Below are 25,586 nucleotides of genomic sequence, written 5' to 3'. Positions count from 1 at the left end.
CATCTTTCGTTCACCTACGCCACCCCATCGCGCCACGTGTCGCTCCTACCGTCCGGTTCGAAGGTCAACCGACGAAGGAGAACCAATCGTGAAGCTCACCCGAGCTGCCGTGGCCGCGGGCATCCTCGCGTCCACCGTCGCCCTCGCCGCCTGCGGCTCGTCCGGCGGCGGCAGCGGCAAGTCCGGCTCGACGGCCGCCGGCGGATCGTCCGCCTCCGGCAGCGGATCGGCCGGCAGCGGCGGTACCACCGCCTGCTCGTCCGGCACGCTGAACGGCGAGGGCTCGACCGCCCAGACCAACGCCATGACGGCGTGGGTCAACGCGTACACCAAGAAGTGCACCAGCGCCAAGATCAACTACAACCCGACCGGCTCGGGCGCGGGCGTCAGCCAGTTCAACGCCGGCCAGGTCAACTTCGCCGGCTCGGACTCGGCCCTCGACCCGACCAAGGGCGAGGTCGCCGCGGCCGCCAAGGCGTGCGGCAGCACCGCGCTCGACCTGCCCATGGTCGTCGGCCCGATCGCCGTGGCCTACAAGCTCAAGGGCGTCACCAGCCTGACCCTGACGCCGAGCGTGTTGGCCAAGATCTTCACCGGCAAGATCACCACCTGGAACGACGCAGCCATCAAGTCGCTGAACTCGGGCGCGAACCTGCCGTCGACCAAGATCAGCGTCGTGTTCCGCTCGGACGCCTCGGGTACCACGCAGAACTTCGAGAAGTACCTCGCCGCCGCGGCGCCGAGCGACTTCACGGCCACCCCGGCCAAGGACAACGCCGCCACCGTGTTCAAGGGCACCGGCGCCGCGAAGTCCCAGGGCGTGGCGCAGGCGATCTCCACCACCGAGGGCGCCATCGGCTACGACGAGTACTCCTTCGTCGCCACCACGCTGAGCACCGCCAAGATCAACAACGGCGGCGGCGCGGTCGCGGTGAACAAGCAGACGGCCAGCGCGGCTGCGGGGGCGGCCCAGGTCACCGGCACCGGTGACGACCTGACCCTCAAGCTCGACTACGCGACCAAGACCCCGGGTGCCTACCCGATCGTCCTGGTCACGTACGAGATCGTGTGCAGCAAGTACAAGACCCCGGCCACCGGGACGTTCGTCAAGAATTTCCTGACCTACACCGCCAACGGTGGCCAGTCGCTGCTCACCGGCCTCGGCTACGCACCACTGCCGAGTGCCCTGCAGACCAAGGTGAACGCCTCGATCGCCAAGATCTCCTGATCACTGCTCTCGACACGCCCTGCTGGTCGCCCGTCCTGGGGCGGCCAGCAGGGCGCAACACGTTCGACCATCCACTACGTTCACGGGGAACCCGCCTCATGCCAGAGCGAGAGACCATGACCGACCGGGCCCAGCCGTCGCCGGACGTACCGTTGCCCCCGCCCCGCGTGGGCGGTGAGTCCATCGAGCCGCGCCTGCACACGGAGCGGCACGCCGCGGGCGGGGCCGCCGAGGGTGAATCCGCCACGCTGCGTCACGACCCGGCCGTCGGCGAGACCACCATCAGCTCGTCCGACCCCCTGGCCATGACGGGTGGCCTCGACGACGCCCCGCCGGTGTTCGGGGCCGGCGACACCGGCGGCAAGCGCCGCATCGGCGACCGCATCTTCGCCGGCATGAGCACGGGTGCCGCGGGCTTCGTCATCCTGCTCGTCGTCCTCGTGGCCGCCTTCCTCATCATCAAGTCGTTCCCGTCGATCCGGGACGACAAGGTCAACTTCCTGACCTCGACGGCCTGGTCGCCCACGCCGGGCAACCTGCGCTTCGGTATCGCGGCCCTGCTCTGGGTCACGGTGGTCATCTCGCTGATCGCGATGATCATCGCCGTACCGGTGGCGATCGGCGTCGCGTTGTTCATCACCCAGTACGCACCGCAGGCGATCCGCAAGCCGGTGGCCTACGTCCTGGACCTGCTGGCCGCGATCCCGTCGATCGTCTACGGCATCTGGGGCCTGCTCGTCCTGGCGCCCAAGCTCTCGCCGGTGCAGAGCTTCCTGTCCCACATCCCCATCGGCCTGTTCGACAACAAGACCTCGACGCGCACGATCTTCGACGGCAGCGTCGTCCTGGCCGTCATGATCCTGCCGATCATCACCGCCATCAGCCGTGACGTCTTCGAGCGCACCCCGCGCGCCAACGTCGAGGCCGCCCTGGCCCTGGGCGCCACCAAGTGGGAGATGATCCGCATGTCGGTCATCCCCTACGGGCGCGCCGGTGTCGTCAGCGGCGCGATGCTCGGCCTCGGCCGGGCGCTCGGCGAGACCATCGCTGTCTACCTGATCGTGGGCACCTCGAGCACGTTCAGCTTCTCGATCTTCGGCGGCGGCGAGACCTTCGCCTCCAAGATCGCCAACGGCTCGTCGGAGTTCAACAACCCGCAGTCGACGGGCGCCTACATCGCCGCCGGTCTGGTGCTGTTCGTGCTGACGTTCGTCGTCAACTCGGCAGCACGGGCGATCGTGAACCGGAAGAAGGACTTCTCATGAGCACCGCCCTCCGCTTCGCTCCGGGCGCCGAAGGCCACGCCCCCAGCTCATGCGCTCGCGAGGCTCGCTCATGAGCACGGCGACCGCGTCGCCGGGCAGCGACCTCGCCTTCGCCAAGGGCCGCGGCTCGCGCCGGATCAAGAACAACGCGGCCACCGGCCTGGTCTGGCTCGCCTTCGGCATCGCGCTCGTCCCGCTGATCTGGCTGCTCTACACGGTCATCGGCAAGGGCTACCACGCCATTGTCCAGACCGGGTGGTTCAGTTCCGACCAGACCGGCATCGACTACAAGACCAAGGGCGGCGGCGTCTCCGCGGCCATCATCGGCACCGCCGAGCAGGTCGCGCTGTGCACGATCATCTCGGTGCCGATCGCGCTGCTCGTCGGCATCTACCTCGTCGAGTACGGCAAGGGCCCGTTCGCCCGCATCACGACCTTCATGGTCGACATCCTCACCGGCATCCCGTCCATCGTGGCCGCGCTGTTCATCTACGCCCTGTTCATCACCACCCTGCACGGCACCCGAGCCGCGTGGCTGGTGTCCCTGGCGCTGGTCATCCTGATGATCCCGGTCATCGTGCGCACCACCGAGGAGATGCTGCGGCTGGTGCCCAACGAGCTGCGCGAGGCGTCGTACGCGCTGGGCATCCCGAAGTGGCGCACGATCGTCAAGGTCGTCATCCCGACGGCGTTCACCGGGCTGGTCACTGGGATCGTGCTCGGCATCGCCCGCGTCGCCGGTGAGACCGCGCCGCTGCTGATCCTCGTCGGCTACTCGGGCTACACCAACCTCAACCCGTTCAGCGGGAACCAGGCCGCGCTGCCGTTGTTCATCAACGTGCAGTCGATCAACCTGAACCCGTCCGGGGCCACCGCAACCAAGCACCTCGACCCGGTCACCGGCCAGCTCGTGGCCGGATCGACCGCGAACTACGCCCCGGACCGGCTCTGGGGCGCCGCCCTGACGCTGATCATCATCGTCATGGCCCTCAACCTCATCGCGCGGCTCATCGGCCGTCGCAACAAGATCGCGAACTGACGGAGCACCCACGATGGCCAAGCGCATCGAGACCAAAGACCTCGACATCTACTACGGCAAGTTCCTCGCGGTCAGCGACGTGACCCTCACCGTCGCCCCGCGCAGCGTCACCGCCTTCATCGGCCCGTCGGGCTGCGGCAAGTCCACCGTGCTGCGGACGCTCAACCGCATGCACGAGGTCATCGCCGGTGCCCGCGTGCAGGGCAAGGTCATGCTCGACGGCGACGACATCTACGCCTCGAACGTCGACCCGGTCGACGTCCGCCGCACGATCGGCATGGTCTTCCAGCGGCCGAACCCGTTCCCGACCATGTCGATCTACGACAACGTCGTGGCCGGCATGAAGCTCAACAGCAAGCGGATGAAGAAGTCGGAGACCGACTCGATCGTCGAGAAGTCGCTGCGCGGCGCGAACTTGTGGGAAGAGGTCAAAGACCGTCTCGACAAGCCGGGCGCCGGCCTGTCGGGCGGGCAGCAGCAGCGGCTGTGCATCGCCCGCGCGATCGCCGTCGAGCCGCAGGTGCTGCTCATGGACGAGCCGTGCTCGGCCCTGGACCCGATCTCGACGCTCGCCATCGAGGACCTCATCCAGGAGCTCAAGAAGAGCTACACGATCGTCATCGTCACCCACAACATGCAGCAGGCGGCCCGCGTCGCCGAGCGCACGGCGTTCTTCAACCTCGCCGCCGTCGGCAAGCCCGGGCAGCTCGTCGAGATGGACGACACCGACAAGATCTTCAGCAACCCGTCCGACCGCCGCACCGAGGACTACATCTCCGGCCGCTTCGGCTGAGCCTCGGGCGGATCTTCCTGCGCCTGGTGCGCCCTGCCGCTGCCAGTGCAGGAAGATCGCCGTCGGACGGGCACGGCAGGATGGACGCGTGAGTGACCCTGATCCCGACGCGGTCGAGCTCGCGCACCGCCTGCTCGACCTGGCCCGCGACGGGCGTGCCGACGAACTGGCCGGCTACGTCGACGCGGGCGTGCCCGTCGACCTGACCGACCCCGCCGGGAACACCCTCATGATGCTCGGCGCGTACCACGGGCGTGCCGACGTCGTCCGTGCCCTCGCGACGCGCGGGGCCGACGTCGACCGGCCCAACGACCGCGGGCAGACGCCCCTGGCGGGTGCGGTGTTCAAGGGTGAGGTGGCCGTCGTGCGCGCGCTGCTCGAGCACGGCGCCGACCGGACGACCGGCTCACCCACCCCGCTCGACACGGCCCGGATGTTCGGCCGGGGGGACCTCGTCGACCTGCTGCTCGACGATTCGGCCGTTCCCGGGCCGTCAGACGATTGATCTGACCGGCTGTCACCCGTAAACTCAGTTATTGATCAGTGCTCAATAACGGAGGCAGCAGTGTCGGACTACGACGTCCTGGTGATCGGATCCGGGTTCGGGGGCAGCGTCACCGCGCTGCGCCTCGTGGAGAAGGGCTACCGCGTCGGGATCGTCGAGGCCGGTCGCCGCTTCACCGACGACACCCTGCCCAAGAACTCCTGGCACCTGCGCGACTACATCTGGGCGCCCAAGCTGGGGATGACCGGCCTGCAACGCATCCACGTGCTGAAGGACTGCCTCATCATGGCCGGCGCCGGCGTCGGCGGCGGGTCGCTGAACTACGCGAACACCCTGTACGAGCCGCTGCAGCCGTTCTACGACGACACGCAGTGGGCGCACATCACCGACTGGCGCGACGAATTGGCCCCGCACTACGCGCAGGCCAAGAGGATGCTCGGCGTGGTCACCAACCCCACGACGACGCCGAGCGACCTCGAGATGAAGCGCCTTGCCGAGCAGTTCGGCAAGGGCGACACCTTCCACCCCACGCCCGTCGGGGTGTTCTTCGGCCGCGACGACACCCCGGAGCCGGGCAAGACCGTGCCGGACCCCTTCTTCGGCGGTGCCGGGCCCGAGCGCACCGGCTGCATCCAGTGCGGCGAATGCATGACGGGTTGCCGCCACGGCGCCAAGAACACGCTGACCGCCAACTACCTGTACCTGGCCGAGAAGAACGGCGCCGAGATCCTGCCGCTCACCACCGTCAAGGACGTCAAGCCCCGACGCGACGGCACCTACGACGTCGTCACCGTCCCCACCGGCGCCTGGTTCCCGAAGTCGCGCACCCTCACGGCGGACCAGGTGGTGTTCTCGGCGGGCACGTACAACACCCAGAAGCTGCTGCACCAGCTGCAGAACTCGAGCCTGCCGAACATCTCCCCGCGGCTGGGGCACCTCACCCGCACCAACTCCGAGGCCATCCTCGGCGTGCGGGTCAGCAAGCCCAAGCGCGACTACACCGAGGGTGTCGCGATCACGTCGTCCTGGCATCCGGACGAGAACACCCACATCGAGCCGTGCCGCTACGGCAAGGGCAGCAACGCCATGGGCATGTTGAACACCATGCTGACGCGGGGCGGCACCCGCCGCAGCAGGTGGCTGCAGTTCGTCATGCTGCTGTTGAAGAAGCCGGGCAACGCGCGCCTGCTCGTGCCGCGCAAGTGGTCGGAGCGGGTCATCATCCTGCTGGTCATGCAGTCGCTGGACAACAGCATCACGGTCCTGCGCCGCAAAACCCGGTTCGGGAAAGGCCGGCTGACGTCGACCCAGGGCGCGGGCGAACCCAACCCGACGTGGATCCCGGTCGCGAACCAGGCCGCCGAGCAGCTCGCCGAGAACGTCGACGGCGTGGCCGGAGGCACCTGGGGCGACCTGATGAACATCCCGATGACGGCGCACTTCATCGGCGGGTGCCCGATCGGCGACTCGGCCGAGACCGGTGTCATCGACCCTTACCACCGCCTCTACGGTCACCCGGGCCTGCACGTCATCGACGGCTCGACGCTGTCGGCCAACCTCGGCGTCAACCCGTCGTTGTCGATCACCGCGCAGGCCGAGCGCGCCGCGTCGATGTGGCCCAACAAGGGCGAGGTCGACGAGCGGCCTCCGCTCGGCGCGGCCTACGAGCGCATCGCACCGGTCGAGCCGGCTCACCCGGCCGTCCCCGAGCACGCACCCGCGGCGTTGCGCTTCGGCCCGACCCCGCTCGGCATGCCGAGCACCCGGACCGCCTGACCCTGTTCCACCCCTTGTGGCATGGGGCGCTTCGAGTAGCCACGGTGTGAGCCAGGATCTAGTGTGCGCAACAAGGTATATGTGCGACGACGTGTCGGTACTCGTCGCGGACCACGACTGAAAGGTCATCGATGACCACCTCTTCACCCGTCCCCGTCCGCCCACGGCGCCGGCTCGTCCGCCTCACCGCCGCCGGTGTGACGCTCGGCGTCGCCGCGGCCGCGATCGTCGGCTCGACCGGCGCGAACGCCGCCGCCAAGCCGGTCAGTCAGTCCGAAGGGCGGTTCCTTACCGGCACGGCCGCGGGCCAGAGCTTCGACTCGGTTGCTGCACTAGAAGGCGAGAACGCTGCGTACCCGGGCAACCCTGGCCCTAACGCGAATGATCTCAAGGGCAGCGTGCTGGGCATGGCGCTCGCGGGGCCGACCAAGAACATCAGCGTGCCGTTCCCTGGCGGCATCACATTCGGCACCGTAGGTCAGTACGCATCGGCCAGCAGCAACGGCAGCGCGACGGCCTCATCGGGGTTGATTGGTAGCAACGGTGATATCAACGTCGCCGGTTCCGGCAACGATGACTTCGCAACCATCGACCTCGCGAATCTGCCGGGCGCGTCAACGCTGACGGACACCCTGGGGGGCCTCAAACTGAAGATCGGCGCTGTGTCGTCGCAAGCCCGGCAGGCCGCGTTCGGCAAGAAGCTGGCCGACCCGTCGGTTGGGTGCACCGGAGGCACCTACTCCCGAGTTAGCAACAGTGATCAAGCTGGGTCGTACCAATTCGCCAACCTCACGCTGTCCGCGACAAGCCCGCTGCTCAGCGCTCTCGGTACGGCGCTGACCGGGACGCTGGGCACTCTGAGTACGGCCTTCTCAAACGCCGTCGGTTCCACTGGTGGAGCCGTGACCGTTACGGGTCTGCCAACAGCCGGGGACCTGCAGAAAGACTTCACAGTGTCGCTGGCCGATGGTGGCATTACCGCCAGCCTGACCGACGGCTCGCTCAAGATCGACCTCGCCAAGATTCTGGAGGCTGCCGGGTTGGACCTCGACAATCTGTGCCCCAACACGTCGCTCGTGTCCTACCTGGCCGATGCTTTGTCCAAGCTCCCGGCTGCATTGGGCGAAGTGATCTCTGGTGCGTTCACGACGATCACGAAGTCTTTCAAGAACGTCGTGATCAAGGTCGGTGGTGTTGCGCTCCCGTCATCGTCCGCATTGACCACGCTGTTCACTGACGCGGGGTCCGCGCTGTCCACCAACGCCAGCCAGATTGGCTCGACCTTCGACTCATCCTTCCAGCCGGCCCTCGATGCAATCACGAACAATCTCTTGGACCTGACGGCCAACGCCCAAGACGAAACAGATGGCGTCTTCACTGAAGCGGCGTTGGTATTGAAGCTGATTCCGAATGGCGGTTCGCTGCCGACCATTCCCGGACTGCCCACGTCTGGTCTCCCAGGGTTGCCGAACATTCCGGGTGTACCAACTGGTGTGATACCACAGGCCAAGGCGCGCGCTGCAAAACCGTCGTCGAAGCCGAGCGGATCCGCCAGCCCGCATTCCTTCTCCACGGTGCGGCTGACTTCTGTGCGTGAGGCTGCTCCGGCGGCGGCTCGTCCGGTCCAGGCGGCACCGACAAGTTCCGCGGTCTTGCAGCTGAATCTGGCGTTGTCTGCGGTCGCGAACAGCGCGCCTTCCGCTACCAGCCCGACGACAGGCACGACCACCGCCCCGAACACCGCCATCCCGACCGGCGTGCCGGCCGGTGCGGCGGGGCACCACGGCGGCGGGTCACCGGCGCTGCCGATCGTGCTCGTCCTGGTCGGCCTGGTGCTGGCCGGGGGTGGCGTGACCGCCTACCGTGTGCGCGGACGGTTCGGCCACTGATCAGGCCCTGAACCACGCGTCGGCCCGCTGTCCGTATCGGACAGCGGGCCGATGTCGTTAATCCTGGGTAAGCTGTTGGGTGCTGCAAGCCGGGGGGCGTTCCACGCAGCACGGTGGGGGGAGTTCGACGATGGGTAGTTCGGCGCGCGCCGCGGACGGAGCCGGCTGGCACGACGGGCCGTGGACGTCACGACTGGCGGCAAGCCTCGGGCACCACGCCAGCGAGCTGCTGATCGTCTCGATCGGCGCCGCGATCGTCCTCGGGCTGCGGCCACTGCCCGGCCTGCTCGGCCTCACCGTCCCGATCGCGCTGTTCGGCTTCGTCATCGCCAGCTTCCTGCTGATGCGTGCCCACGACCGCCGACTGTGCGAGGCCTGCATGAAGGCCATGCCGCTCAACGCCGCGCAGGAGGCGACCCGCTACCAACGCCGCTTCTGGACGGCCCACACCGGCTCGGAGCCGCGGTTCCTGCTCCCCTACCTCGCGGTGCTCATCGGGTCGAACTTCGCCACCAGCACGCCCGGGCGGGTGTTCTGGGTCGTCATGCAGCTGTCGATGATCTACCTGATCCTCGCGCAGTCGACGCACCGCCGGTTGCAGCCCTGGTGCCCCTGGTGCCGTGGCGACGGTGGCGGCGAGGACGTCGACGAGACCCCTCCGGTGCTGCCCCACGACGACCGTCAGCTGATCTGACGACCGCGTGCGGACCCTGTCCGACGCCGGGCGCACCTTCGTCACCGAACGCCATCTGGCCACGCTGACCACGCTGCGACCCGACGGCAGCCCGCACGTGACGCCGGTCGGTTTCACCTGGGACGGGACGCTGGCCCGCGTCATCTGCAGCGGGTCGAGCCGCAAGGCCCGCAACGTGGGCGACGGTGGACGGGTCGCGCTGTGTCAGGTCGAGGGACGGCTCTGGCTCACGCTCGAGGGCACGGCCGTGGTCACATCCGAGCCCGCAGCGGTGGCCGCGGCGGTGGCGAAGTACGCGGGGCGCTACCGCCAGCCGCGGGAGAACCCGGCCAGGGTGGCGCTCGAGATCACCGTGCACCGCATGTTGGGCTCACCGTCCCTCCTGGCCTGACACCTCGGCGCATTAGCATTACACCGGTGTAATTCGCGGCGACACGCCGATGACCGACGCAACTTTTTGGCCCCGAGCCTTGTGAACGTGCGTGACCTGTGTGACGGTTGGTGCGATTGATACGGAAGTCGTCGCTCAGCTCCACCCCGTCGAGCGCCGACGCAACGCCGGCCCGCCCTCCACGCGCCCGGCCGCACGCCGGAAGGAACATCACCGATGGGCCGCACCCGATCGACCGATGCCGCACGCGAGAACGCGCCGTTCTTCGCCGGCTGGCGCGACAAGAACGCCGACGCCGTCCCCGACGACGGGCCCGATTGCGAGCCGAGCCGGGCCAAGCCCCGGTTGATCGCCCTCGGCGCGCTGCTGGTCACCGCGGCCGCCACGGTCGTGCTCCCCAATGCGAGCGCGGTCGCCGATCCGTCCGCCCACACCTGGTACCGGCTGCGCATGTGTGAGTCGAGCGACAACTACCGCATCAACACCGGTAACGACCACTACGGCGCCTACCAGTTCGACGTCCCCACCTGGCGCAGCGTCGGCGGCTCCGGCTACCCGCAGAACGCCTCCAAGGCCGAGCAGGACGCCCGCGCGCTGATCCTGTACCGCGAGCGCGGCTGGCAGCCGTGGCAGTGTGCGGGGATCCTGGGCCTGCGCGAGGACGGTGACGCCCGCTCCGGACGCACGTCGGACATCAAGATCAGCGCCGGCGGGTCGACGTCCGGTGGTTCGCACGGCTCATCGGGTGGTACGTCCAAGGGCAGCTCGCACGGCATCCCCGCCTTCCCCGGGGGCAGTCACTGGTACGCCCCCGGTGAGACGTCCAGGAAGATCAAGATCTTCCAGGACCAGATGCACAAGCGCGGCTTCTTCCCCGTCGGCACCGGCCAGTACGGCCCCAACACCCTGCGCATGGTCAAGCAGCTGCAACGCCTGAACGGGCTCGTCCCCAACGGCTACATCGGCCCGAACACCTGGCGCCTCGCCTGGACGGGCCGGTACTCGACCTCGACCACGGTGGCTGCGCCGAAGATCCCGGCGTTCCCGGGTGGCAGTCACTGGTACACGCCGGGCGAGACGTCCAGGAAGATCAAGACCTTCCAGGACCAGATGCACAAGCGCGGCTACTTCCCCGTCGGCACCGGCCAGTACGGCCCCAACACCCTGCGCATGGTCAAGCAGCTGCAACGCCTGAACGGGCTCGTCCCCAACGGCTACATCGGCCCGAACACCTGGCGCCTCGCCTGGGTGGGCGTCTACCACTCCTGACGTCCGTCGTCGGGGAGAGTTGTCGGCCACGTCGGCACACAAGCCTCCCCGCGATGCAGCTCAGCGGGCCGGGCGCTCGTCGACGATGCGGCGCATCTTGCCGACCGAGCGCTCGACGCCGTCCGGGGCCAGCACCTCGACGGCCACGCTGACGCCGATGCTGTTCTTGACCAGCGCCCGCAGTGCACGGCCCGCGGCGTGCCCGTCGTCCTCGTTGGCGTCGGCACGCCGCTCGACCCGCACCGCCAGCTCGTCCAGGGCACCGCTGCGCGATAGCACGCACTGGAAGTGCGGCGCCAGCGCCGGCGTGCGCAGGATGAGTTCCTCGATCTGGGTCGGGAACAGGTTCACGCCGCGCAGGATGATCATGTCGTCGGTGCGGCCGGTGATCTTCTCCATCCGGCGCATCGTGCGGGCCGTGCCCGGCAGCAGGCGCGTCAGATCGCGGGTGCGGTAGCGCACGACCGGCATGGCCTCCTTGGTCAGCGAGGTGAAGACGAGCTCACCCTCCTCGCCGTCGGGCAGCACCTCACCGGTCACCGGGTCGATGACCTCGGGGTAGAAGTGGTCCTCCCAGATGTGCAGGCCGTCCTTGGTGTCGACGCACTCCATCGCCACGCCGGGCCCCATGACCTCGGACAGCCCGTAGATGTCCACGGCGTGGATGTCCAGGCGCTGCTCCATCTCCAGGCGCATGTCGTTCGTCCACGGCTCGGCCCCGAAGATGCCGACCTGCAACGACGTCGAGCGCGGGTCGACGCCCTGCCGCTCCATCTCGTCGGCAATCGCCAGCATGTAGCTGGGCGTCACCATGATCACGTCGGGCTCGAAGTCGCGGACGAGCATGACCTGACGCTCGGTCATGCCGCCCGAGACGGGGATGACGGTGGCGCCCAGCGCCTCGGCGCCGTAGTGCGCGCCGAGACCACCGGTGAACAGCCCGTAGCCGTAGGCGACGTGGATCTTGTCGCCCGGCCGGCCGCCGCCCGCGCGAATCGAGCGGGCCATCACCGCCGACCACGTCCGGATGTCCTGCGCGGTGTACCCGACGACCGTCGGCCGACCGGTCGTGCCCGACGACGCGTGCACGCGCGACACCTGCTCCTGCGGCACGGCGAACATGCCGAACGGGTAGTTGTCGCGCAGGTCGGCCTTGGTGGTGAACGGGAAGCGGGCGAGGTCGCCCAGTTCCTTGCAGTCGTTCGGGTGCACACCGGCGGCGTCGAACGCCTGCCGGTAGTGCGGCACGTTGTCGTAGGCATGGTGCAGCGACCACCGCAGCCGCTCGAGCTGCAGCCGGCGCAGCTCGTCCGGGGCGGCCCGCTCGACCGGCTCGAGGGTGTCGGGCGACGGGGTGCGGTCGTGCATCGAGGCCTCCGGGCGGGTCAGGCGTCGTAGTCGACGGTCAGCGCGTCGGTCGTGGGCAGCGTCTGGCAGGTGAGGACGTAACCGGCCTCGACCTCGTCGGGCTCGAGCGCGTAGTTGCGGCGCATGGTGGCGCTGCCGGCGACGACCCGTGCCCGGCAGGTGCCGCAGACGCCGCCCTTGCAGGCGAAAGGCAGGTCGGGACGCACCTGTTGCGCGCCGTCGAGCACCGGCGTCCCGGGCGGCAGGGTGAGCGTGCTGGACCGGCCGTCGAGCACGACCGTGACCTGCGCGCCGTCACCGACCGGCGGGTCGTCGTGGGTGGCCTGTTCGGGCGGGTCGTCACCGACGTAGAACAGCTCGCGGTGGATACGGCCGCGTTCGACGCCGAGCTCGCCGAGCAGCTCGACGGCGTCGGTGACCATGCCGAACGGCCCGCACAGCCACCAGTGGTCGACCTGCGCGACGTCGACGGTCGCCGGCAGCAACGCCGCGAGCCGGGCCCGGTCGAGGCGGCCGTTGTAGAGCTCGACCTCCTGCGGCTCGCGCGAGAGCACGTGCACGATGTGCATGCGGGACGGGTGCGCGTCCTTGAGGTCGGCCACCTCGTCGGCGAACATCACCGAGTCGCTGCGCCGGTTGCCGTAGAGCAACGTCACGGTGCTCTCGTCGTTGCCGTCGAGCACGGACGCGGCGATGGAGAGCAGCGGGGTGATGCCCGAGCCCGCGCCGACGAGCGCGTGTCGACCCGGTTGTTCGAGCTGCGGGGTGAAGGTACCGGTGGGCGCCTGCACGTCGAGCGTGTCGCCGGCCCGCAGCTGCCGCACGAGGAAGCCCGACACCGCGCCGCCGGCGACCTCACGCACGCCGATACGCGGCGCGTGCCCGGCCGGCGCGCAGATGGAGTACGAGCGGCGTTCGTCGCCCCGCCGGACGGTCAACGACTGCCCCGGGGCGAACGTGAAGACGTCGCGCAGGTCGGCGGGCACGTCGAAGGTGACGGCCGCAGCGTCGTCGGTGAGCCGGTCCACGCGCGACACGATCAGCGGGTGGAACTGGGTCGAGGTTCGCGGCACGGACGTCGAGGTCATAACGGCTTCACGGCCTCGAACGGCTCACCGCACGCCACGCACCGGTGCAGCGACTTGCAGGCGGTGCCGCTGAACGCAGCGGTCTGCCGGGTGTCGCCGGCGCCGCACCGCGGGCAGGCCACCGCCGGCGGCCGTCCCAGGGTCAGCGGGACAGGTCCGGTCCGGGGGCGCACGGCGCTCGGCGGGGCGATGCCCGCCGCGTGCAGCTTGCGCCGTCCCTCGTCCGTGATCCACTCCGTCGACCACGCCGGCGCGAGCTGGAAGCGCACCTCGACGTCGTGGAACCCGGCCTGCTCCAGGCGGTGCCGCACGTCGTGGCCGATCTCCCGCATGGCCGGGCAGCCGCTGTAGGTCGGCGTGATCACGGCGACGACCGCTCCGTCCGCCTCGTCGACCTCCACCGACCGCAGGATCCCGAGGTCGGCCAGGGTCAGCTGGGGCAGCTCCGGGTCGGGGACCTCGGCGGCGACGTCGTAGGCCGTGCGAGTGGGGCTCGTCATCGCGCTCACCACGTCGCGTTCGGGTAGGTGCGCGCGATGCTCTGCAGCTCGGCGAGCACGTAGCCGAGGTGCTCGGTGTGCACGCCGTCGCGCCCGGTGCGGCCGCCGACCCCGGCCAGCGGCGCCGCGGTCGGCCGGTCGAGGCCGCCGGTGGCCAGCACCGTGTCGACGACGGAGTCGAACTCGGCATCCGTGCCCAACTCGCCGACCAGCGGCCACAGCCGGTTGAGTGCGGCCTGCATGCGGCCGTGGCTGAGCTCGGTGCCGTCGCCGAGCCGGACGACCCATTGGGCTGCGTAATCGCGGTGGTAGGTCAGTTCCTTGGTCCCTTTGCCGGCGATGGCGGTCAGGACCGGGTCGTGGTGGTACGTGCCGGAGGTGAACGTCGCGAGTCGCCAGGTGGAGAAGACGAGCAGGCGCCCGACCAGTTCGGCGAAGTCCTGGTCCTGGTGCTCGACGAGGCGGACGTTGCGGAACTCGCCCTCGGTGCGGAAGTAGGCGAGCTGGTCCTCGGTGCGACCGAGGATCGTGCCGGCGCGGGCGAGCAGCATCCGGGCCTGGCCGAGCAGGTCGAGCGCGACGTTGGCCAGCGCCGTCTCCTCCTCGAGCTCGGGCATGCGGGTCATCCACTGCTGCAACCGGTGGCTGTAGATCAGCGCGTCGTCGCCGAGGCCGAGGCTGGTCTCGGCGAGCGCGTGTGCGTCCGTACCGTCGGGTACGGACGTGTCGATGCCCTCGAGCGGGTCCTCGAAGCCGGTGCCGAACGCCCAACGGTGGTCGTCGCTGCCGTCGTCGGCCAGTCTGTCGTAGGGGGTGTCGTGTTCGCTCATGTCGCCGCTCACATGTGGGGGACGTCGTCGGGGATGGCGTAGAACGTCGGGTGCCGGTAGACCTTGTCGCCGGACGGCGCGAAGAACGGGTCCTTCTCGTCCGGGCTCGACGCGGTGATTTGCTCGGCCGCGACGACCCAGATGCTGACGCCCTCGTTGCGGCGCGTGTACAGGTCGCGTGCGTGGTGCAGGGCCATCTGCGGGTCGGCGGCGTGCAGCGAGCCGACGTGCACGTGGTTCAAGCCGCGCTTCCCACGCAGGAACACCTCGTACAGCGGCCAGTCCGAACGCACTGCGGCTGCCTGCGGCTCGACGGGGATGCCCTCCATCGGCACGGCCCCGTGCCCGCCCTCGGCGCTGAAGTCCGTCATGACGCCTTCGCCTTCGCGGCGTGGGCGGTGGCGGCGTCGCGGACCCAGGCACCCTCGTCGTGCGCCGCCTTGCGGTGGGCGACGCGCTGGGTGTTGCACGGACCGTTGCCCGCGACCACGGCCGCGAACTCGTCCCAGTCGATGGCGCCGAAGTCGTAGTGGCCGCGCTCGTCGTTCCAGCGCAGGGCCGGGTCGGGCAGGGTGACGCCGAGCTTCTCGGCCTGCGGAACGGACATGTCGACGAAACGCTGCCGCAGCTCGTCGTTGGTGTGCCGCTTGACGCCCCACGCCATCGACTGCGCGGTGTTCGGCGAGCGGTCGTCGGGCGGGCCGAACATCATCAGCGACGGCCACCAGAACCGGTTCGTCGCGTCCTGCACCATCGCGCGCTGCTCGTCGGTACCGCGCATCATCGTCATCAACAGCTCGTAGCCCTGCCTCTGGTGGAAGGACTCCTCCTTGCAGACGCGGATCATGGCGCGGGCGTACGGCCCGTAGGACGAGCGGCACAAAGGCACCTGGTTGCAGATGGCCGCGCCGTCGACGAGCCAGCCGATGACGCCGACGTCGGCGTAGGTCAACGTGGGGTAGTTGAAGATGGACGAGTACTTCTGCTTGCCGGTCACCAGCTTCTCGGTGAGGTCGGCGCGATCCGCGCCCAGTGTCTCGGCCGCTGAGTACAGGTACATGCCGTGCCCGGCCTCGTCCTGCACCTTGGCCAGCAGGATGGCCTTGCGCCGCAGCGACGGCGCGCGGGTGATCCAGTTGCCCTCGGGCTGCATGCCGATGATCTCGGAGTGCGCGTGCTGCGCGATCTGGCGGATCATCGTCTTGCGGTAGGCGTCGGGCATCCAGTCGCGCGGCTCGATGCGTCGGTCGTGGTCGATGGTGGCGTCGAAGTGCTCGGCAAGGGTCTCGGTCATGACTGCACGTCCTCAGGAGAATTCGGGGGCCAGGTCTTGGCGACCATGGTCAACACGTCGTACGTCGCGACGGTCTTGCCGTCCTGGTTGGTGATCGTGGTGTCCCAGCGGACCTCGCCGTACTCACCGTCGCGCGGGCTGATCTGTTTGCACGTCAGGGCGACGGTCATCGCGTCGCCCGGTTTCAGCGGCGTGACGAAGCGCAGGTTGTCGATGCCGTAGTTGGCGAGCACCGGCCCGAAGTCGGGCTGAACGAACAGCCCGGCCGCGAACGCCACGATCAGGTAGCCGTGCGCGACCCGGCCGCCGAAGAACGGGTTGCGGGACGCGGCGACCTCGTCGGTGTGGGCGTAGAACGTGTCACCGGTGAACTCGGCGAAGTGCTGGACGTCCTCGAGCGTGACCGTGCGAGGGCCGGCGACGACCGTGTCGCCGATGCGCAGCTCGGCGAGCGACTTTGTGAAGGGGTGCGGGCCATCGGTGTCGCGCTCGGCACCGGGGGTCCATCGGCCGGTGACGGCGGTGAGCATGCGGGGGCCGGCCTGCACGGCAGTGCGCTGCAGGTGGTGGAAGACGGCCCGCATGCCGCCGAGCTCCTCGCCGCCGCCGGCCCGCCCGGGGCCGCCGTGGACGAGGGCGGGCAACGGCGAGCCGTGGCCGGTGGACTCGGCTGCCGCCTGTTCGTCCAGGACCAGCAGACGACCGTGCCAAGGCGCTGCCCCGAGGATGACCGATCGCGCGAAGTCGGCGTCGTCGGTGACGACCGAGCCGACCAGGCTGCCGCGACCGCGGGCGGCCAGCGCCACCGCGTCGGCCGGGTCGCGGTAGCCGATGACGGTGCTGACCGGCCCGAACGCCTCGACCGCGTGTGGCTCGTCGGCACTCGGGTCGTCCGCGCGCAGCAGGATCGGCGAGACGAACGCACCGCGCTCGGCGTCGGCGTCCACCACCTCGACCTGGTCGGGGTCGCCGAACACGATCCGCGCGCCGGCGGTCAGGGCCTTGACGGCGCGACGCAGCTCCTCGCGCTGTTCGAGCCCGGCCAGCGCGCCCATCTGCACCGATGGGTCGGCCGGGTTGCCGACGGTGACCTCGGCCAGCCGCGCGGACACGGACTCGACGACGGCGTCCACCAGGCCGGCCGGCACGAGTGCGCGCCGGATGGCCGTGCATTTCTGGCCGGCCTTGACGGTCATCTCGGTGACGAGCTGTTCGACGTAGCGCTCGAACCCGGCACTGCCCGGTTCGGCGTCGGGTCCGAGGACGGAGCAGTTCAGCGAGTCGGCCTCAGCGGTGAAGGCCACCGCACGGCCGACGATGCTCGGGTGCGACCGCAGCCGCGCCGCGGTGGCCGCCGAACCGGTGAAGGAGACCGAGTCCTGTTCCTCGAGGTGGTCGAACAGGTCACCGGCGCTGCCGCACACCAGCTGCAGCGCGCCCTCGGGGAGCAGGCCCGCCTCGACGATCAGCTCGATGACGCGGGCGGTGAGGTAGGCGGTCGGAGTGGCCGGCTTGACGATCGTCGGCACGCCGGCGATCAGAGCCGGCGCGAGCTTCTCGAGCGGCCCCCACACCGGGAAGTTGAAGGCGTTGACCTGCACGGCGGCGCCTGGCTTGGACGTCAGGATGTGCTGGCCGACGAAGCAGCCGCCGCGCCCGAGCGGCTCGACCGGCCCCTCTACGACGATGCGGTCGTTGGGCAGCTCGCGCTTGGTCCTGCTGGCGTAGGCCAGCAGCGCCCCGAAACCGCCGTCGACGTCGAAGCGGGCGTCGGCCGCGGTGGCGCCGGTACACAGGGAGAGCGCGTACAGCTCGTCGCGGTTCTCGCGCAGCAGCGTGCCCGCGGCCTTGGCCAGCGCGGCGCGCTCGTGGAAGGTCAGCTCACGCAGCCCCGGCCCCCCGACCGTACGGGCGTAGTCGAGCACTGCGGCCATGTCGATGCCGTCGGACGACACCCGCGCGATCTCGTCGCCGGTCACCGCGTCGTGCACGGGCCGCCCGTCGGACGGTGCGAACCATGACCCGCCGACGTAGCTGCGCAGGACCACCATGTTCATCACCCCTGGACTTACTGGACCCCTGGACTTACCGACCGGACGTTCAGTAAGTTACTACCCGAACCCGGTTCCGGACAAGGAGCACTCATGCCGATCCCCGAGCTGGTGGCCGGCATGATGGCCGCCGACGCGGCGTCGCGCACCCTGGGCATCGAGCTGGTGACCTGCGCCGACGGGCAGGCCGTCACCCGGATGACGGTGCGCGACGACATGGTGAACGGTTACGACATGGCCCACGGCGGCGTGGTCTTCTCGGTGGCCGACACCGCGTTCGCCTGCGCGTGCAACAGCTTCGGCGAGCAGACCGTCGCCGCGGGCGCCGAGGTCGTGTTCGTCGCGCCGGCCCGCCGCGGTGACGTGCTGGTCGCCGAGGCCGCGGTGCGCACCGCCTTCGGGCGGTCGGGCGTCTACGACGTCACCGTGCGCCGCGAGGCCGACCGCGCGGTGGTGGCCGAGTTCCGTGGCCGCAGCCACCGCGTCCACCGGGCGCCCGGATCATGACCGTCCCGGGGGTGACCGTCCCGCGGCGCCGGGGGCGCCCCGGGTACGACCTCGAGTCCCTGCTCGCGGTCGCCGTCGAGGTGTTCAACGAGCGCGGTTACGACGGCACGTCCATGGAGGACCTGTCCCGGCGCCTCGGCATCGCCAAGAGCGCGATCTACCACCACGTGGCGAGCAAGGAGGAGCTGCTGCGGCTCTCGCTGGACCGTGCGCTGGACGCCCTGTTCGCCGTCGCCGGCCGGGCCCGGGCCCTGCGGGTGCCGGCCATCGAACGGCTCGAGTACGTCGTGCGCGGCAGTGTCGAGGTGCTGCAGAACCAACTTCCGCACGTCACCCTCCTGCTGCGCGTACGCGGCAACACCGACGTCGAACGGGCTGCCCTCGAGCGGCGCCGCCGGTTCGACCGGTACGTGGCCGAACTGGTGCGGCAGGCCGAGAAGGACGGCGAGATCCGGCCCGACCTCAGCCCCGCCGTCACCGCCCGTCTGCTGTTCGGGCTCGTGAACTCGCTCGTCGAGTGGTACCGACCCGGGCAGGACGGGTCAGCGGCGTCGCTGCCCGATCTCGTCTGCCGGTTCGCCTTCGACGGGCTGCGCATACGTCGCGACTAAACCGCGCTGCTCGTCATCCACGACGCCCTCGACCGTGAACGCGGTGCTACCCGCCGAAACCCCCTGCTTTCCGGGCCGGACGCGTCGACCACCACGCGGTGGCCACCATCAGCGGCTGGAAGAACAACCGCACGAAGCGCTGGCGGTCGGAGTTCAGGCCGGCGCCGTCGCGCTCGTGCTGCTTCTGGCTGATGTTGCCGGGGAAGATCGCGACGAGGAAGGCGGCGAGCAGCGTGCCGACCCTGGCCCGGTGGGGCTGGGGCGCCAGCACGCCCAGGCCGAACCCGATCTCGACCACGCCCGACGCCAGCACCGTGGCGTCCTTGCTGATCGGCACCCAGTCGGGCACCTGCGCCTGGAAGCTCTTCCGCGCGAAGGACAGGTGCCCGATTCCTGCGGTCAGCATGCCGGCTGAAGCGGCGAACCGGGTCGCCGTGCGGGCCACCTCAAGGCCTGACGTCTGATCGGTCATCGTGTGCTCCTCACGGCCGGTCCTGGTTTGACGGTCGCGGGGTTCACTTGGCGAGGAAGGCGATCAGCGCGTCGTTGAACTGCTGCGCGTGGCTGACGTTGCAGCCGTGCGGTGCCCCCTGCAGCACGACCAGCTCGGACTGCGGGATCGCCGCGTGCGTACGCGCACCCGATCCTTCGAACGGCACGACGCCGTCGCTGTCACCGTGGATGACGAGAGTCGGCACGGTGACGGCGGGCAGGTCGTCGCGGAAGTCGGTCGTGGCGAAGGCTTCCATGCAACCGAGCGCGGCGCGCTGGTCGGACTGGCGGCACAGGCCAATCGCGTCCTGCCGCTGCTGCTCGCTCACCTTCAGCTCGTCCCCGGCGGAGAAGAACTGCGTCGTGAACTCGTCGAAGAAGCTGTCCCGATCGCTCTCGAGGCCGGACTTCATGCCGTTCGCGGTCTCGTCGTCCAGCGGACCGTCCGGGTTGTCGTCGGTCTTGGCCAGGTACGGAGGGACCGCGGCGGCGAACACCACGCTGTGCAGGCGCTGCTGCCCGTACTTCGCGACGTAGCGGGCGACCTCGCCGCCGCCCATCGAGAACCCGACGAGCGTGACGTCGGTGAGGTCCATCTCGGTCAGCAGGCTGTCGAGATCCGAGGCCAGGGTGTCGTAGTCGTAGCCGCCGTGCGGCTTGTCGCTGCGGCCGAACCCGCGGCGGTCGTAGGCGACCGTGCGGTACCCGGCGGCCTGCAGCGGGCCGACCTGCTCCGACCAGGACTCGCCCGACAGCGGCCAGCCGTGGATGAGCACCACCGGGCGCCCGGCGCCGCCGCTGTCCTCCACGTGCACCTTCGTCTTGCCCAGCAGGCCCGAATGGGCGGTTACCTCGGTCATCGTGTCGGTCCTCCCGGACGTCGGCCCCGACAGGGGCGTTGCCTTCTCACCCCATGACGTGCCCGTCGCCGGGCCTCGATCACCTGGCCATCGCGCCATACTGCTTATCATTCGCGACATGCGTGTCGGTCTGCTGCTCGTCGACGGGGTCGCCGACTCCGGCCTGGCCCTGATCCAGGACGTGTTCGTCGCCGCCAACCTGCTCGCCGGCCGCGTCGACCGGCACATCGCGGAGTTCGACGTGTCGCTGCGCGCCACGGGTGAGCACGTCGATACCTCCTACGGGCTGCGCGTGACGACCCGGCCCCTCGCCGAGCTGCGCGACGAGCCGGCGGACGTGCTGATCGCCCCGTCGCTGGGCCTGGTCAGCGTCGACGAGATCCTGCGCGCGGTCGGCTCGCAGCAGGCCGCGGACCTGCTCCCCGTCCTGCGCGAGCACGGCGGGGCACTCGCCGCGGCGTGCAGCGGCACCTTCTTCCTCGCCGAGGCCGGGCTGCTGGCGGGTCGCGAGGCCACCACCAGCTGGTGGCTCGGGCCGAGCTTCCGCGCCCGGTACCCCGCGGTGCACCTCGACGAGACCGAGGCCCTGGTCGTCAGCGACACGGTGACCACGGCCGGCGCCGCGCTCGCGCACCTGGACCTGGCCCTGTCGATCGTGCGGGGCGTCAGCCCGGCCCTGGCCGACCTCGTCGCCGACTACCTGGCCGTCGGCGACCGACCGCGCCAGGGCGACGTGATGCGGACCGGCTTCCTGTCGATCAGCGACCCGGTGCTGTCCGCGTTCGACCGTGCGGTGCGCGACGGGCTGTCCGGGCCGCTGGACATCGCACGGCTCGCCGGTCAGCTCGGCGTCAGCCAGCGCACGCTGCAGCGGCTGACCTCGCACGTCCTCGGCATGTCGCCGGTGCGCTACATCCAGCAGGTCCGCCTGGAACACGCCATCGACCTCCTGGTCACGACCGACCTCGGCCTGGCCGCGGTCGCCCGTGCCGTGGGTTACCAGGACGCCACCACGCTGACGACGCTCATCCGCCGACGCCGCGGGACCACGCCGGAACAGTTGCGCCGACGGCGACGGTGGTCACCCGCGGAGGTCGTGGCGGAGGTTTCGACGGGCGTTGCGGGTAGGCCCGTGGCACGTCGCGGAAACGCCCGGCGCACCACACCGTGACCGCAGGAGACCGATGACCCAGCCGATCCACGCTCTGGTGACCGGGTCGACCGGGTACATCGGGTCCCGGCTCGTGGCCGAGCTCGCCCGGGCCGGCGTCACCGTCACGGCCACCGCCCGCAACACCGAGAAGCTGGACCGCTTCGACTTCCCGCCCGAGGTGGGCCGGGTGGACCTCGACGTCGCCGACGCCGATTCGTGCCGCGAGGCGTTCGCGAGCGCCGCCCGACGGGGTCCGGGCGCCGGGCAGCCGGTCACCGTGGCGTACTTCCTCGTCCATTCCATCGGGGAGGGCGACTTCGCCACGCACGATCTGGACAGTGCCAAACAGTTCGCCGCAGCCGCCCACGACGCCGGCGTCACCCGCGTCGTCTACCTGGGCGGGTTGGTGCCGGACGACGACGAGCTGTCCGAGCACCTGCAGAGCCGCGCCGACGTCGGCCACGCGTTGGCCGACACCGACGTCGACCTGGTCTGGCTACGGGCCGCCGTCATCCTCGGCTCGGGGTCGACGTCCTTCGAGTTGGTGCGCCACATCGCCGAGCGGATCCCGGTGATCCCCATCCCGACATGGATGAACCACGTGATCTGCCCCGTCGCCGTCGACGACGTGCTGCGCTACCTCGTGGCGTCCGCGGACGGGTCCGTGCCGGCGGGCAGCTACGACATCTCCAACGACGACCGCCCGACGTACACCCAGCTCATCAAGGCCTTCGCCAAGGACCGGAAGCTGCGCCGGCTGTGGCTGCCGTTCCCGCCCGTTCCCGCCCGGCTCGTCGCCCTCATCGCGTCGTGGCTCACGCCGCTGCCGCGGGAGCTGACTGCCGACCTGATCATGAGCCTGCCGAACTCGATGACCAGCAGCGACCGGCGCATCCGGCAGTTCGTGCCCGACCCTCCCGAGGGGTTGACCTCCACCGTGGACGCGTTGAGCCGGTCGCGCATCGAGACACCGTTACGCGGGGTGTACGCGACCACCGATCCGTTGCTGCTCACCGACACCGACCCCGACTGGGCCCACTAGCCCGAGGTCGTTCTCCTCGTCGCCCTGGTGTGATGGGAGGATCGTGCGACCCGTCCGAGCGCCGGAACGGCCTGAGACCGAAGGGTTCGCGTGATGGAGTCGGCTGCCCCGGCCAACCGTCCTGCGGTCGACGACGATCCAACCGCGCCGCCGGCCGAAGCCACCGCGATCTCGGCCGGCCGCCTCGCCCTGCTCGTCCAGGTCAGCGAGGTGCTGCTGTCCACCCCGGACCCCGACGAGGCGGTCGGTCAGTTGGCACGGGTCGTCGTCCCCGAACTCGCGGACTGGAGCTTCATCACCGTCCTGGAGGAGGACGGCAAGCTGCACGACATCGGCCTCGCCCACCGCGACCCGAGCCGCGCGGACGACCTGCAGGCCTACTCCGATTGCCATCTCGACAACATGACCGAGGTCGCCGCGGTGTCGGTCGGGTTGCGGACGGGCCGGGCGGTGGTGGTGCCGCATCTGACCGACGAGGTCCTCGCCACCTTCCTGCCCGACCCCGACGTCGCCTACCTGACCCGCCGGCTCGACCCGCGCGGCGTCGCGGTCTTCCCGCTGCAGTTCGCCGACCGCACGTTCGGCGTCCTGGTGTCGGTGACCACGAGCGCACGGGGCAGCCACACCCCGGACGAACTGGCGACGCTGCTGGAGGTCTCGCGCCGGGCGGGGCCCGTCCTCGGTGCTGCACGGGCGGCGCGCCGAGCCCGGATGCTGGCCGAGACGATGCAGCGCAGCCTGCTGCGCGTCTCCGACCCCGCGCCGTCGCTCGATGCGGCCGCGTTGTACCGGCCGGCCTACCGCGACCGCGAGGTCGGCGGCGACTGGTACGACGTGTTCGCCCTGGCCGACGGGTCGACGGTGGCCACGATCGGTGACGTGATGGGTCACGACCTCAGCGCGATCGCGGCCATGGCGCAGCTGCGCTCGTTCCTGCGGGCCAACGCCTGGAACGGCCGGCCGTCCCCGGCGCAGGTCCTGACCGCGACCGACGCCGTGAGCGACGGCCTGGGCCCCGGGACCTTCGCGACCGCGCTGACCATGGAGCTGTCGCCGCCGGGGCCCGACGGGTCGGTGACGGTGCTGTTCTCGAACGCCGGTCACCTGCCCCCCGTCATCGTGACCCGGACCGGCGACACGTCGTTCCTGGGCGGCGACGTCCCCCCGGACCGCCCGCTCAGCGTCTCGCCCGCCGCACCACGGGCGGACCGGCGATGCGTGCTGCGGCCCGGTGACGTGGTCTTCCTCTACACCGACGGGCTGGTCGAGCGCCGGGACCGCGACATCGATTCGGGCCTGGCCGAGCTGGCCGGCCACCTGGCCGTGGCGGACCTCGACGATCTCGAGTCCCTACCCGGCCGCATGGTCGCCGCCATGCACGTCGACGTCACCCACGACGACGACATCGCCGTCCTGGCCATCCGGGTGCGCGACGGCCGGGCAGCATCCGCCGCTACTCCGCCGTGGGGTGGCCCCTAGGCGTCGAGGTGCTGGCGCAGTGCCGCCAGCCCGGTCCCGTAGAGGGTGTCGCCGAACAGGCCGGTCATGGCCTGCTCGTCGGCGGCGTCGACGTCGAAACTCGAGAACCACTCGACGAACGTGCCACCGGTGTCGGTGACCGGGGCGAGCCGGATCGTCGACACCTAGCCACGGATCGGGAACGGGCTCTGCTCGATGGCGTACGTCAGCCGGTGTGCCTCGTCGTCCAGGGTGATCAGACGCTCGACGACCACGCCGCCGTCGCCGGTCGTCAACCGGCGAACCGCGCCCACCTGGCCCTCTTGTCCGGAGTCCAGCGAACTCGACGCGATCACCGGGTGCCAGGCGGGGAGCTCGTCGAACTGGCGGACCCGGCCAGACGGGCCGCCCATCGTTCTCGCCGTCGTCGCCGCCATTTCATGGTCAGGCAGAACCGTTCGGGTCGGCCGTCACGAAGTCCCGACTGTAGGGCCCAGGTCTGCGTGGTCGGCGAACCGGCCGTCGGTAGGGGACGTCATCGTGAACTTCGAGAGCTTCAGTCGGCAGATGCTGACGTCGAACGCCGAACCGCACGTGACGATCCACAAGCGGGGCACCCTGTCGCTGAACCGTCCGGCCTACGAGGCCATCGGCTCACCCGCCTCGGTCGAGCTCCTCTTCGACCGCGGGGCACAGATCGTCGGCCTGCGGGGCGTCCCCCACGACGTGGCGAACGCGTATCACGTGCGGGCCTCGACCCCGTCCCCGAGCGGGCCGTGGGTGATCTCTGCGATCGCGTTCACCAAGTACTACGACATCGACACGACGCGCTCACTGCGGTGGCCGGCACACGTGCAGGACGGCATCCTCTGCGTCGACCTGACGTCGGCCGCCGTCCCGGTCACGAGCAACCGCGCCCGCAACGACGCACCCTGACGACGGGTCAGGCCGAACGGACGCCGCTGAGGGTCCCGTAGGCGATGATGTTGTCCTCGTAGTTGCCGGTCGCCGAGTCGAACCGTCCGCCGCAGGTGACGAGCCGCAGCGCCGGCCCCGAGGTGGGCCCGTACACGGCCTGGCTGGGGAACCTCCGTTTGGCGATCTCCTGGACCCGGTCGATGCGGTAGAGCGCGATCCGTCCGTCGCCACGGTTGATGCTGACGGAGTCGCCCGCGCGCAGCTGGCCCAACCGGAAGAACACCCCGGCGCCGTAGGTGGCTGAGTCGACGTGCCCGAGGATGACCGTCGGCCCGCTGCGGCCCGGGGCCGCCGAGTACTTGTACCAACCGGCGTCGCCGACACGGGACAGCGGCGGCACCTGCACGGTGCGGTCGGCGTTGAGCCCCAGCTGCATCACCGATGCCTGGACGCGGATGGCCGGGATGCAGATCCGGACCGGGGACGTCCCGCCGAGGGGGCTCCTGGCCGTCGCCCTGCAGGTCAGTGGCTCGGGCGTGGGTCTCGCGGTGGGCGGGGTCGACGT

28 protein-coding genes are annotated in these 25,586 nt (G+C 70.1%); 16 read left to right on the top strand and 12 right to left on the bottom strand.

The genetic code is table 11. From position 1 onward, the window contains the following. The first annotated feature begins 88 nt into the window (after nt 1-88). The 10 genes from pstS (at nt 89) to ACFFCA_RS04130 (ending at nt 10,849) form a co-directional block, all read left to right on the top strand. Nucleotides 89-1,228 (top strand): phosphate ABC transporter substrate-binding protein PstS, encoded by a 1,140-nt coding sequence (gene pstS / locus ACFFCA_RS04175; protein ID WP_375482108.1) that lies wholly within the window; start codon nt 89-91, stop codon nt 1,226-1,228. A gap of 305 nt (nt 1,229-1,533) precedes the next feature. Then, nucleotides 1,534-2,493, top strand: coding sequence for a phosphate ABC transporter permease subunit PstC (pstC, locus tag ACFFCA_RS04170; RefSeq protein ID WP_375482281.1), 960 nt, complete (start codon nt 1,534-1,536; stop codon nt 2,491-2,493). Between the two features lie 70 nt (nt 2,494-2,563). Beyond that, a complete protein-coding gene (gene pstA, locus ACFFCA_RS04165; RefSeq protein WP_375482106.1) occupies nt 2,564-3,532 on the top strand; it encodes a phosphate ABC transporter permease PstA in 969 nt (322 codons plus the stop codon). A gap of 13 nt (nt 3,533-3,545) precedes the next feature. Then, nucleotides 3,546-4,325: a phosphate ABC transporter ATP-binding protein PstB gene (pstB, locus tag ACFFCA_RS04160; protein WP_375482104.1), complete on the top strand. Its 780-nt coding sequence runs from the start codon at nt 3,546-3,548 to the stop codon at nt 4,323-4,325. An 88-nt stretch (nt 4,326-4,413) separates the two neighbouring features. Beyond that, nucleotides 4,414-4,830 (top strand): ankyrin repeat domain-containing protein, encoded by a 417-nt coding sequence (locus tag ACFFCA_RS04155; RefSeq protein WP_375482102.1) that lies wholly within the window; start codon nt 4,414-4,416, stop codon nt 4,828-4,830. Between the two features lie 60 nt (nt 4,831-4,890). Further along, the gene (locus ACFFCA_RS04150; RefSeq protein ID WP_375482100.1) at nt 4,891-6,606 is read left to right on the top strand and encodes an FAD-dependent oxidoreductase; all 1,716 of its coding nucleotides are present in this window, start codon (nt 4,891-4,893) and stop codon (nt 6,604-6,606) included. Nucleotides 6,607-6,737: 131 nt separating this feature from the next. Beyond that, on the top strand, nt 6,738-8,495 hold the full coding sequence (locus tag ACFFCA_RS04145) for a choice-of-anchor G family protein (protein ID WP_375482098.1): 1,758 nt from the start codon (nt 6,738-6,740) through the stop codon (nt 8,493-8,495). 130 nt (nt 8,496-8,625) lie between these two features. Continuing rightward, complete coding sequence (locus ACFFCA_RS04140; protein WP_375482096.1) at nt 8,626-9,189, top strand: hypothetical protein; 564 nt, start codon at nt 8,626-8,628, stop codon at nt 9,187-9,189. A gap of 7 nt (nt 9,190-9,196) precedes the next feature. Continuing rightward, complete coding sequence (locus ACFFCA_RS04135; RefSeq protein WP_375482094.1) at nt 9,197-9,580, top strand: PPOX class F420-dependent oxidoreductase; 384 nt, start codon at nt 9,197-9,199, stop codon at nt 9,578-9,580. 216 nt (nt 9,581-9,796) lie between these two features. After that, on the top strand, nt 9,797-10,849 hold the full coding sequence (locus tag ACFFCA_RS04130) for a peptidoglycan-binding protein (protein WP_375482092.1): 1,053 nt from the start codon (nt 9,797-9,799) through the stop codon (nt 10,847-10,849). A gap of 60 nt (nt 10,850-10,909) precedes the next feature. Here the strand turns inward: ACFFCA_RS04130 and paaK are convergent, their stop codons facing one another. Genes paaK through paaZ form a run of 7 tightly spaced genes read right to left on the bottom strand, consistent with a single transcriptional unit; the run spans nt 10,910 to nt 17,980 of the window. Next, nucleotides 10,910-12,217, bottom strand: a complete 1,308-nt coding sequence (gene paaK, locus ACFFCA_RS04125; protein ID WP_375482090.1) for a phenylacetate--CoA ligase PaaK — start codon at nt 12,215-12,217, stop codon at nt 10,910-10,912. Between the two features lie 17 nt (nt 12,218-12,234). Beyond that, on the bottom strand, nt 12,235-13,305 hold the full coding sequence (gene paaE / locus ACFFCA_RS04120) for a 1,2-phenylacetyl-CoA epoxidase subunit PaaE (RefSeq protein ID WP_375482088.1): 1,071 nt from the start codon (nt 13,303-13,305) through the stop codon (nt 12,235-12,237). Further along, a complete protein-coding gene (paaD, locus tag ACFFCA_RS04115; RefSeq protein ID WP_375482087.1) occupies nt 13,302-13,805 on the bottom strand; it encodes a 1,2-phenylacetyl-CoA epoxidase subunit PaaD in 504 nt (167 codons plus the stop codon). The genes paaE and paaD overlap by 4 nt, the downstream gene beginning before the upstream one ends. 5 nt (nt 13,806-13,810) lie before the next feature. Then, complete coding sequence (paaC, locus tag ACFFCA_RS04110; RefSeq protein WP_375482085.1) at nt 13,811-14,635, bottom strand: 1,2-phenylacetyl-CoA epoxidase subunit PaaC; 825 nt, start codon at nt 14,633-14,635, stop codon at nt 13,811-13,813. 8 nt (nt 14,636-14,643) lie between these two features. Continuing rightward, nucleotides 14,644-15,006: a 1,2-phenylacetyl-CoA epoxidase subunit PaaB gene (gene paaB / locus ACFFCA_RS04105; protein WP_375482083.1), complete on the bottom strand. Its 363-nt coding sequence runs from the start codon at nt 15,004-15,006 to the stop codon at nt 14,644-14,646. Then, nucleotides 15,003-15,929 (bottom strand): 1,2-phenylacetyl-CoA epoxidase subunit PaaA, encoded by a 927-nt coding sequence (gene paaA, locus ACFFCA_RS04100; RefSeq protein WP_375482081.1) that lies wholly within the window; start codon nt 15,927-15,929, stop codon nt 15,003-15,005. Before paaA ends, paaB begins: the two co-directional genes overlap by 4 nt. Further along, a complete protein-coding gene (paaZ, locus tag ACFFCA_RS04095; RefSeq protein ID WP_375482079.1) occupies nt 15,926-17,980 on the bottom strand; it encodes a phenylacetic acid degradation bifunctional protein PaaZ in 2,055 nt (684 codons plus the stop codon). The genes paaA and paaZ overlap by 4 nt, the downstream gene beginning before the upstream one ends. A gap of 93 nt (nt 17,981-18,073) precedes the next feature. On the opposite strand from paaZ, the gene paaI reads away from it, so the two are divergent. Both paaI and ACFFCA_RS04085 read left to right on the top strand, forming a co-directional pair. Beyond that, on the top strand, nt 18,074-18,487 hold the full coding sequence (paaI, locus tag ACFFCA_RS04090) for a hydroxyphenylacetyl-CoA thioesterase PaaI (protein ID WP_375482078.1): 414 nt from the start codon (nt 18,074-18,076) through the stop codon (nt 18,485-18,487). An 11-nt stretch (nt 18,488-18,498) separates the two neighbouring features. Then, nucleotides 18,499-19,098, top strand: a complete 600-nt coding sequence (locus ACFFCA_RS04085; protein WP_375482076.1) for a TetR/AcrR family transcriptional regulator — start codon at nt 18,499-18,501, stop codon at nt 19,096-19,098. Between the two features lie 46 nt (nt 19,099-19,144). Here ACFFCA_RS04085 and ACFFCA_RS04080 read toward each other — a convergent pair whose 3' ends face one another. Together ACFFCA_RS04080 and ACFFCA_RS04075 are read right to left on the bottom strand one after the other, a co-directional pair. Continuing rightward, complete coding sequence (locus tag ACFFCA_RS04080; protein ID WP_375482074.1) at nt 19,145-19,570, bottom strand: hypothetical protein; 426 nt, start codon at nt 19,568-19,570, stop codon at nt 19,145-19,147. A 43-nt stretch (nt 19,571-19,613) separates the two neighbouring features. After that, the gene (locus ACFFCA_RS04075) at nt 19,614-20,450 is read right to left on the bottom strand and encodes an alpha/beta fold hydrolase (RefSeq protein WP_375482072.1); all 837 of its coding nucleotides are present in this window, start codon (nt 20,448-20,450) and stop codon (nt 19,614-19,616) included. Nucleotides 20,451-20,568: 118 nt separating this feature from the next. Between ACFFCA_RS04075 and ACFFCA_RS04070 the strand changes: the two genes are divergently transcribed. The 3 genes from ACFFCA_RS04070 to ACFFCA_RS04060 all read left to right on the top strand — a co-directional run bounded on the left by ACFFCA_RS04070 (nt 20,569) and on the right by ACFFCA_RS04060 (nt 24,124). Next, nucleotides 20,569-21,621 carry a GlxA family transcriptional regulator gene (locus ACFFCA_RS04070; protein ID WP_375482070.1) on the top strand — a complete coding sequence of 351 codons (1,053 nt, stop codon included), beginning with the start codon at nt 20,569-20,571 and terminating at the stop codon, nt 21,619-21,621. A gap of 13 nt (nt 21,622-21,634) precedes the next feature. Beyond that, nucleotides 21,635-22,645: an NAD(P)H-binding protein gene (locus tag ACFFCA_RS04065; RefSeq protein ID WP_375482068.1), complete on the top strand. Its 1,011-nt coding sequence runs from the start codon at nt 21,635-21,637 to the stop codon at nt 22,643-22,645. A gap of 93 nt (nt 22,646-22,738) precedes the next feature. Then, on the top strand, nt 22,739-24,124 hold the full coding sequence (locus tag ACFFCA_RS04060; protein ID WP_375482066.1) for a PP2C family protein-serine/threonine phosphatase: 1,386 nt from the start codon (nt 22,739-22,741) through the stop codon (nt 24,122-24,124). On the opposite strand, the gene ACFFCA_RS04055 is transcribed toward ACFFCA_RS04060, so the two are convergent. Beyond that, complete coding sequence (locus ACFFCA_RS04055) at nt 24,121-24,288, bottom strand: hypothetical protein (protein WP_375482064.1); 168 nt, start codon at nt 24,286-24,288, stop codon at nt 24,121-24,123. The two genes, ACFFCA_RS04060 and ACFFCA_RS04055, sit on opposite strands and share 4 nt — an antisense overlap. Beyond that, the gene (locus tag ACFFCA_RS04050) at nt 24,289-24,516 is read right to left on the bottom strand and encodes an SRPBCC family protein (protein ID WP_375482062.1); all 228 of its coding nucleotides are present in this window, start codon (nt 24,514-24,516) and stop codon (nt 24,289-24,291) included. It lies immediately after the preceding gene. A 127-nt stretch (nt 24,517-24,643) separates the two neighbouring features. Here ACFFCA_RS04050 and ACFFCA_RS04045 point away from each other — a divergent pair, with 127 nt between their 5' ends. Beyond that, nucleotides 24,644-25,039: a hypothetical protein gene (locus tag ACFFCA_RS04045; protein ID WP_375482060.1), complete on the top strand. Its 396-nt coding sequence runs from the start codon at nt 24,644-24,646 to the stop codon at nt 25,037-25,039. A gap of 7 nt (nt 25,040-25,046) precedes the next feature. On the opposite strand, the gene ACFFCA_RS04040 is transcribed toward ACFFCA_RS04045, so the two are convergent. Continuing rightward, nucleotides 25,047-25,547 (bottom strand): class F sortase, encoded by a 501-nt coding sequence (locus ACFFCA_RS04040; protein WP_375482279.1) that lies wholly within the window; start codon nt 25,545-25,547, stop codon nt 25,047-25,049. Nucleotides 25,548-25,586 lie beyond the last annotated feature (39 nt).

Origin of the sequence: uncultured Jatrophihabitans sp., from assembly GCF_964252635.1 — a bacterium.
In the GTDB taxonomy this organism is placed as follows: Bacteria; Actinomycetota; Actinomycetes; order Mycobacteriales; family Jatrophihabitantaceae; genus Jatrophihabitans.
This window is presented reverse-complemented; position numbering and strand designations above follow the sequence as displayed.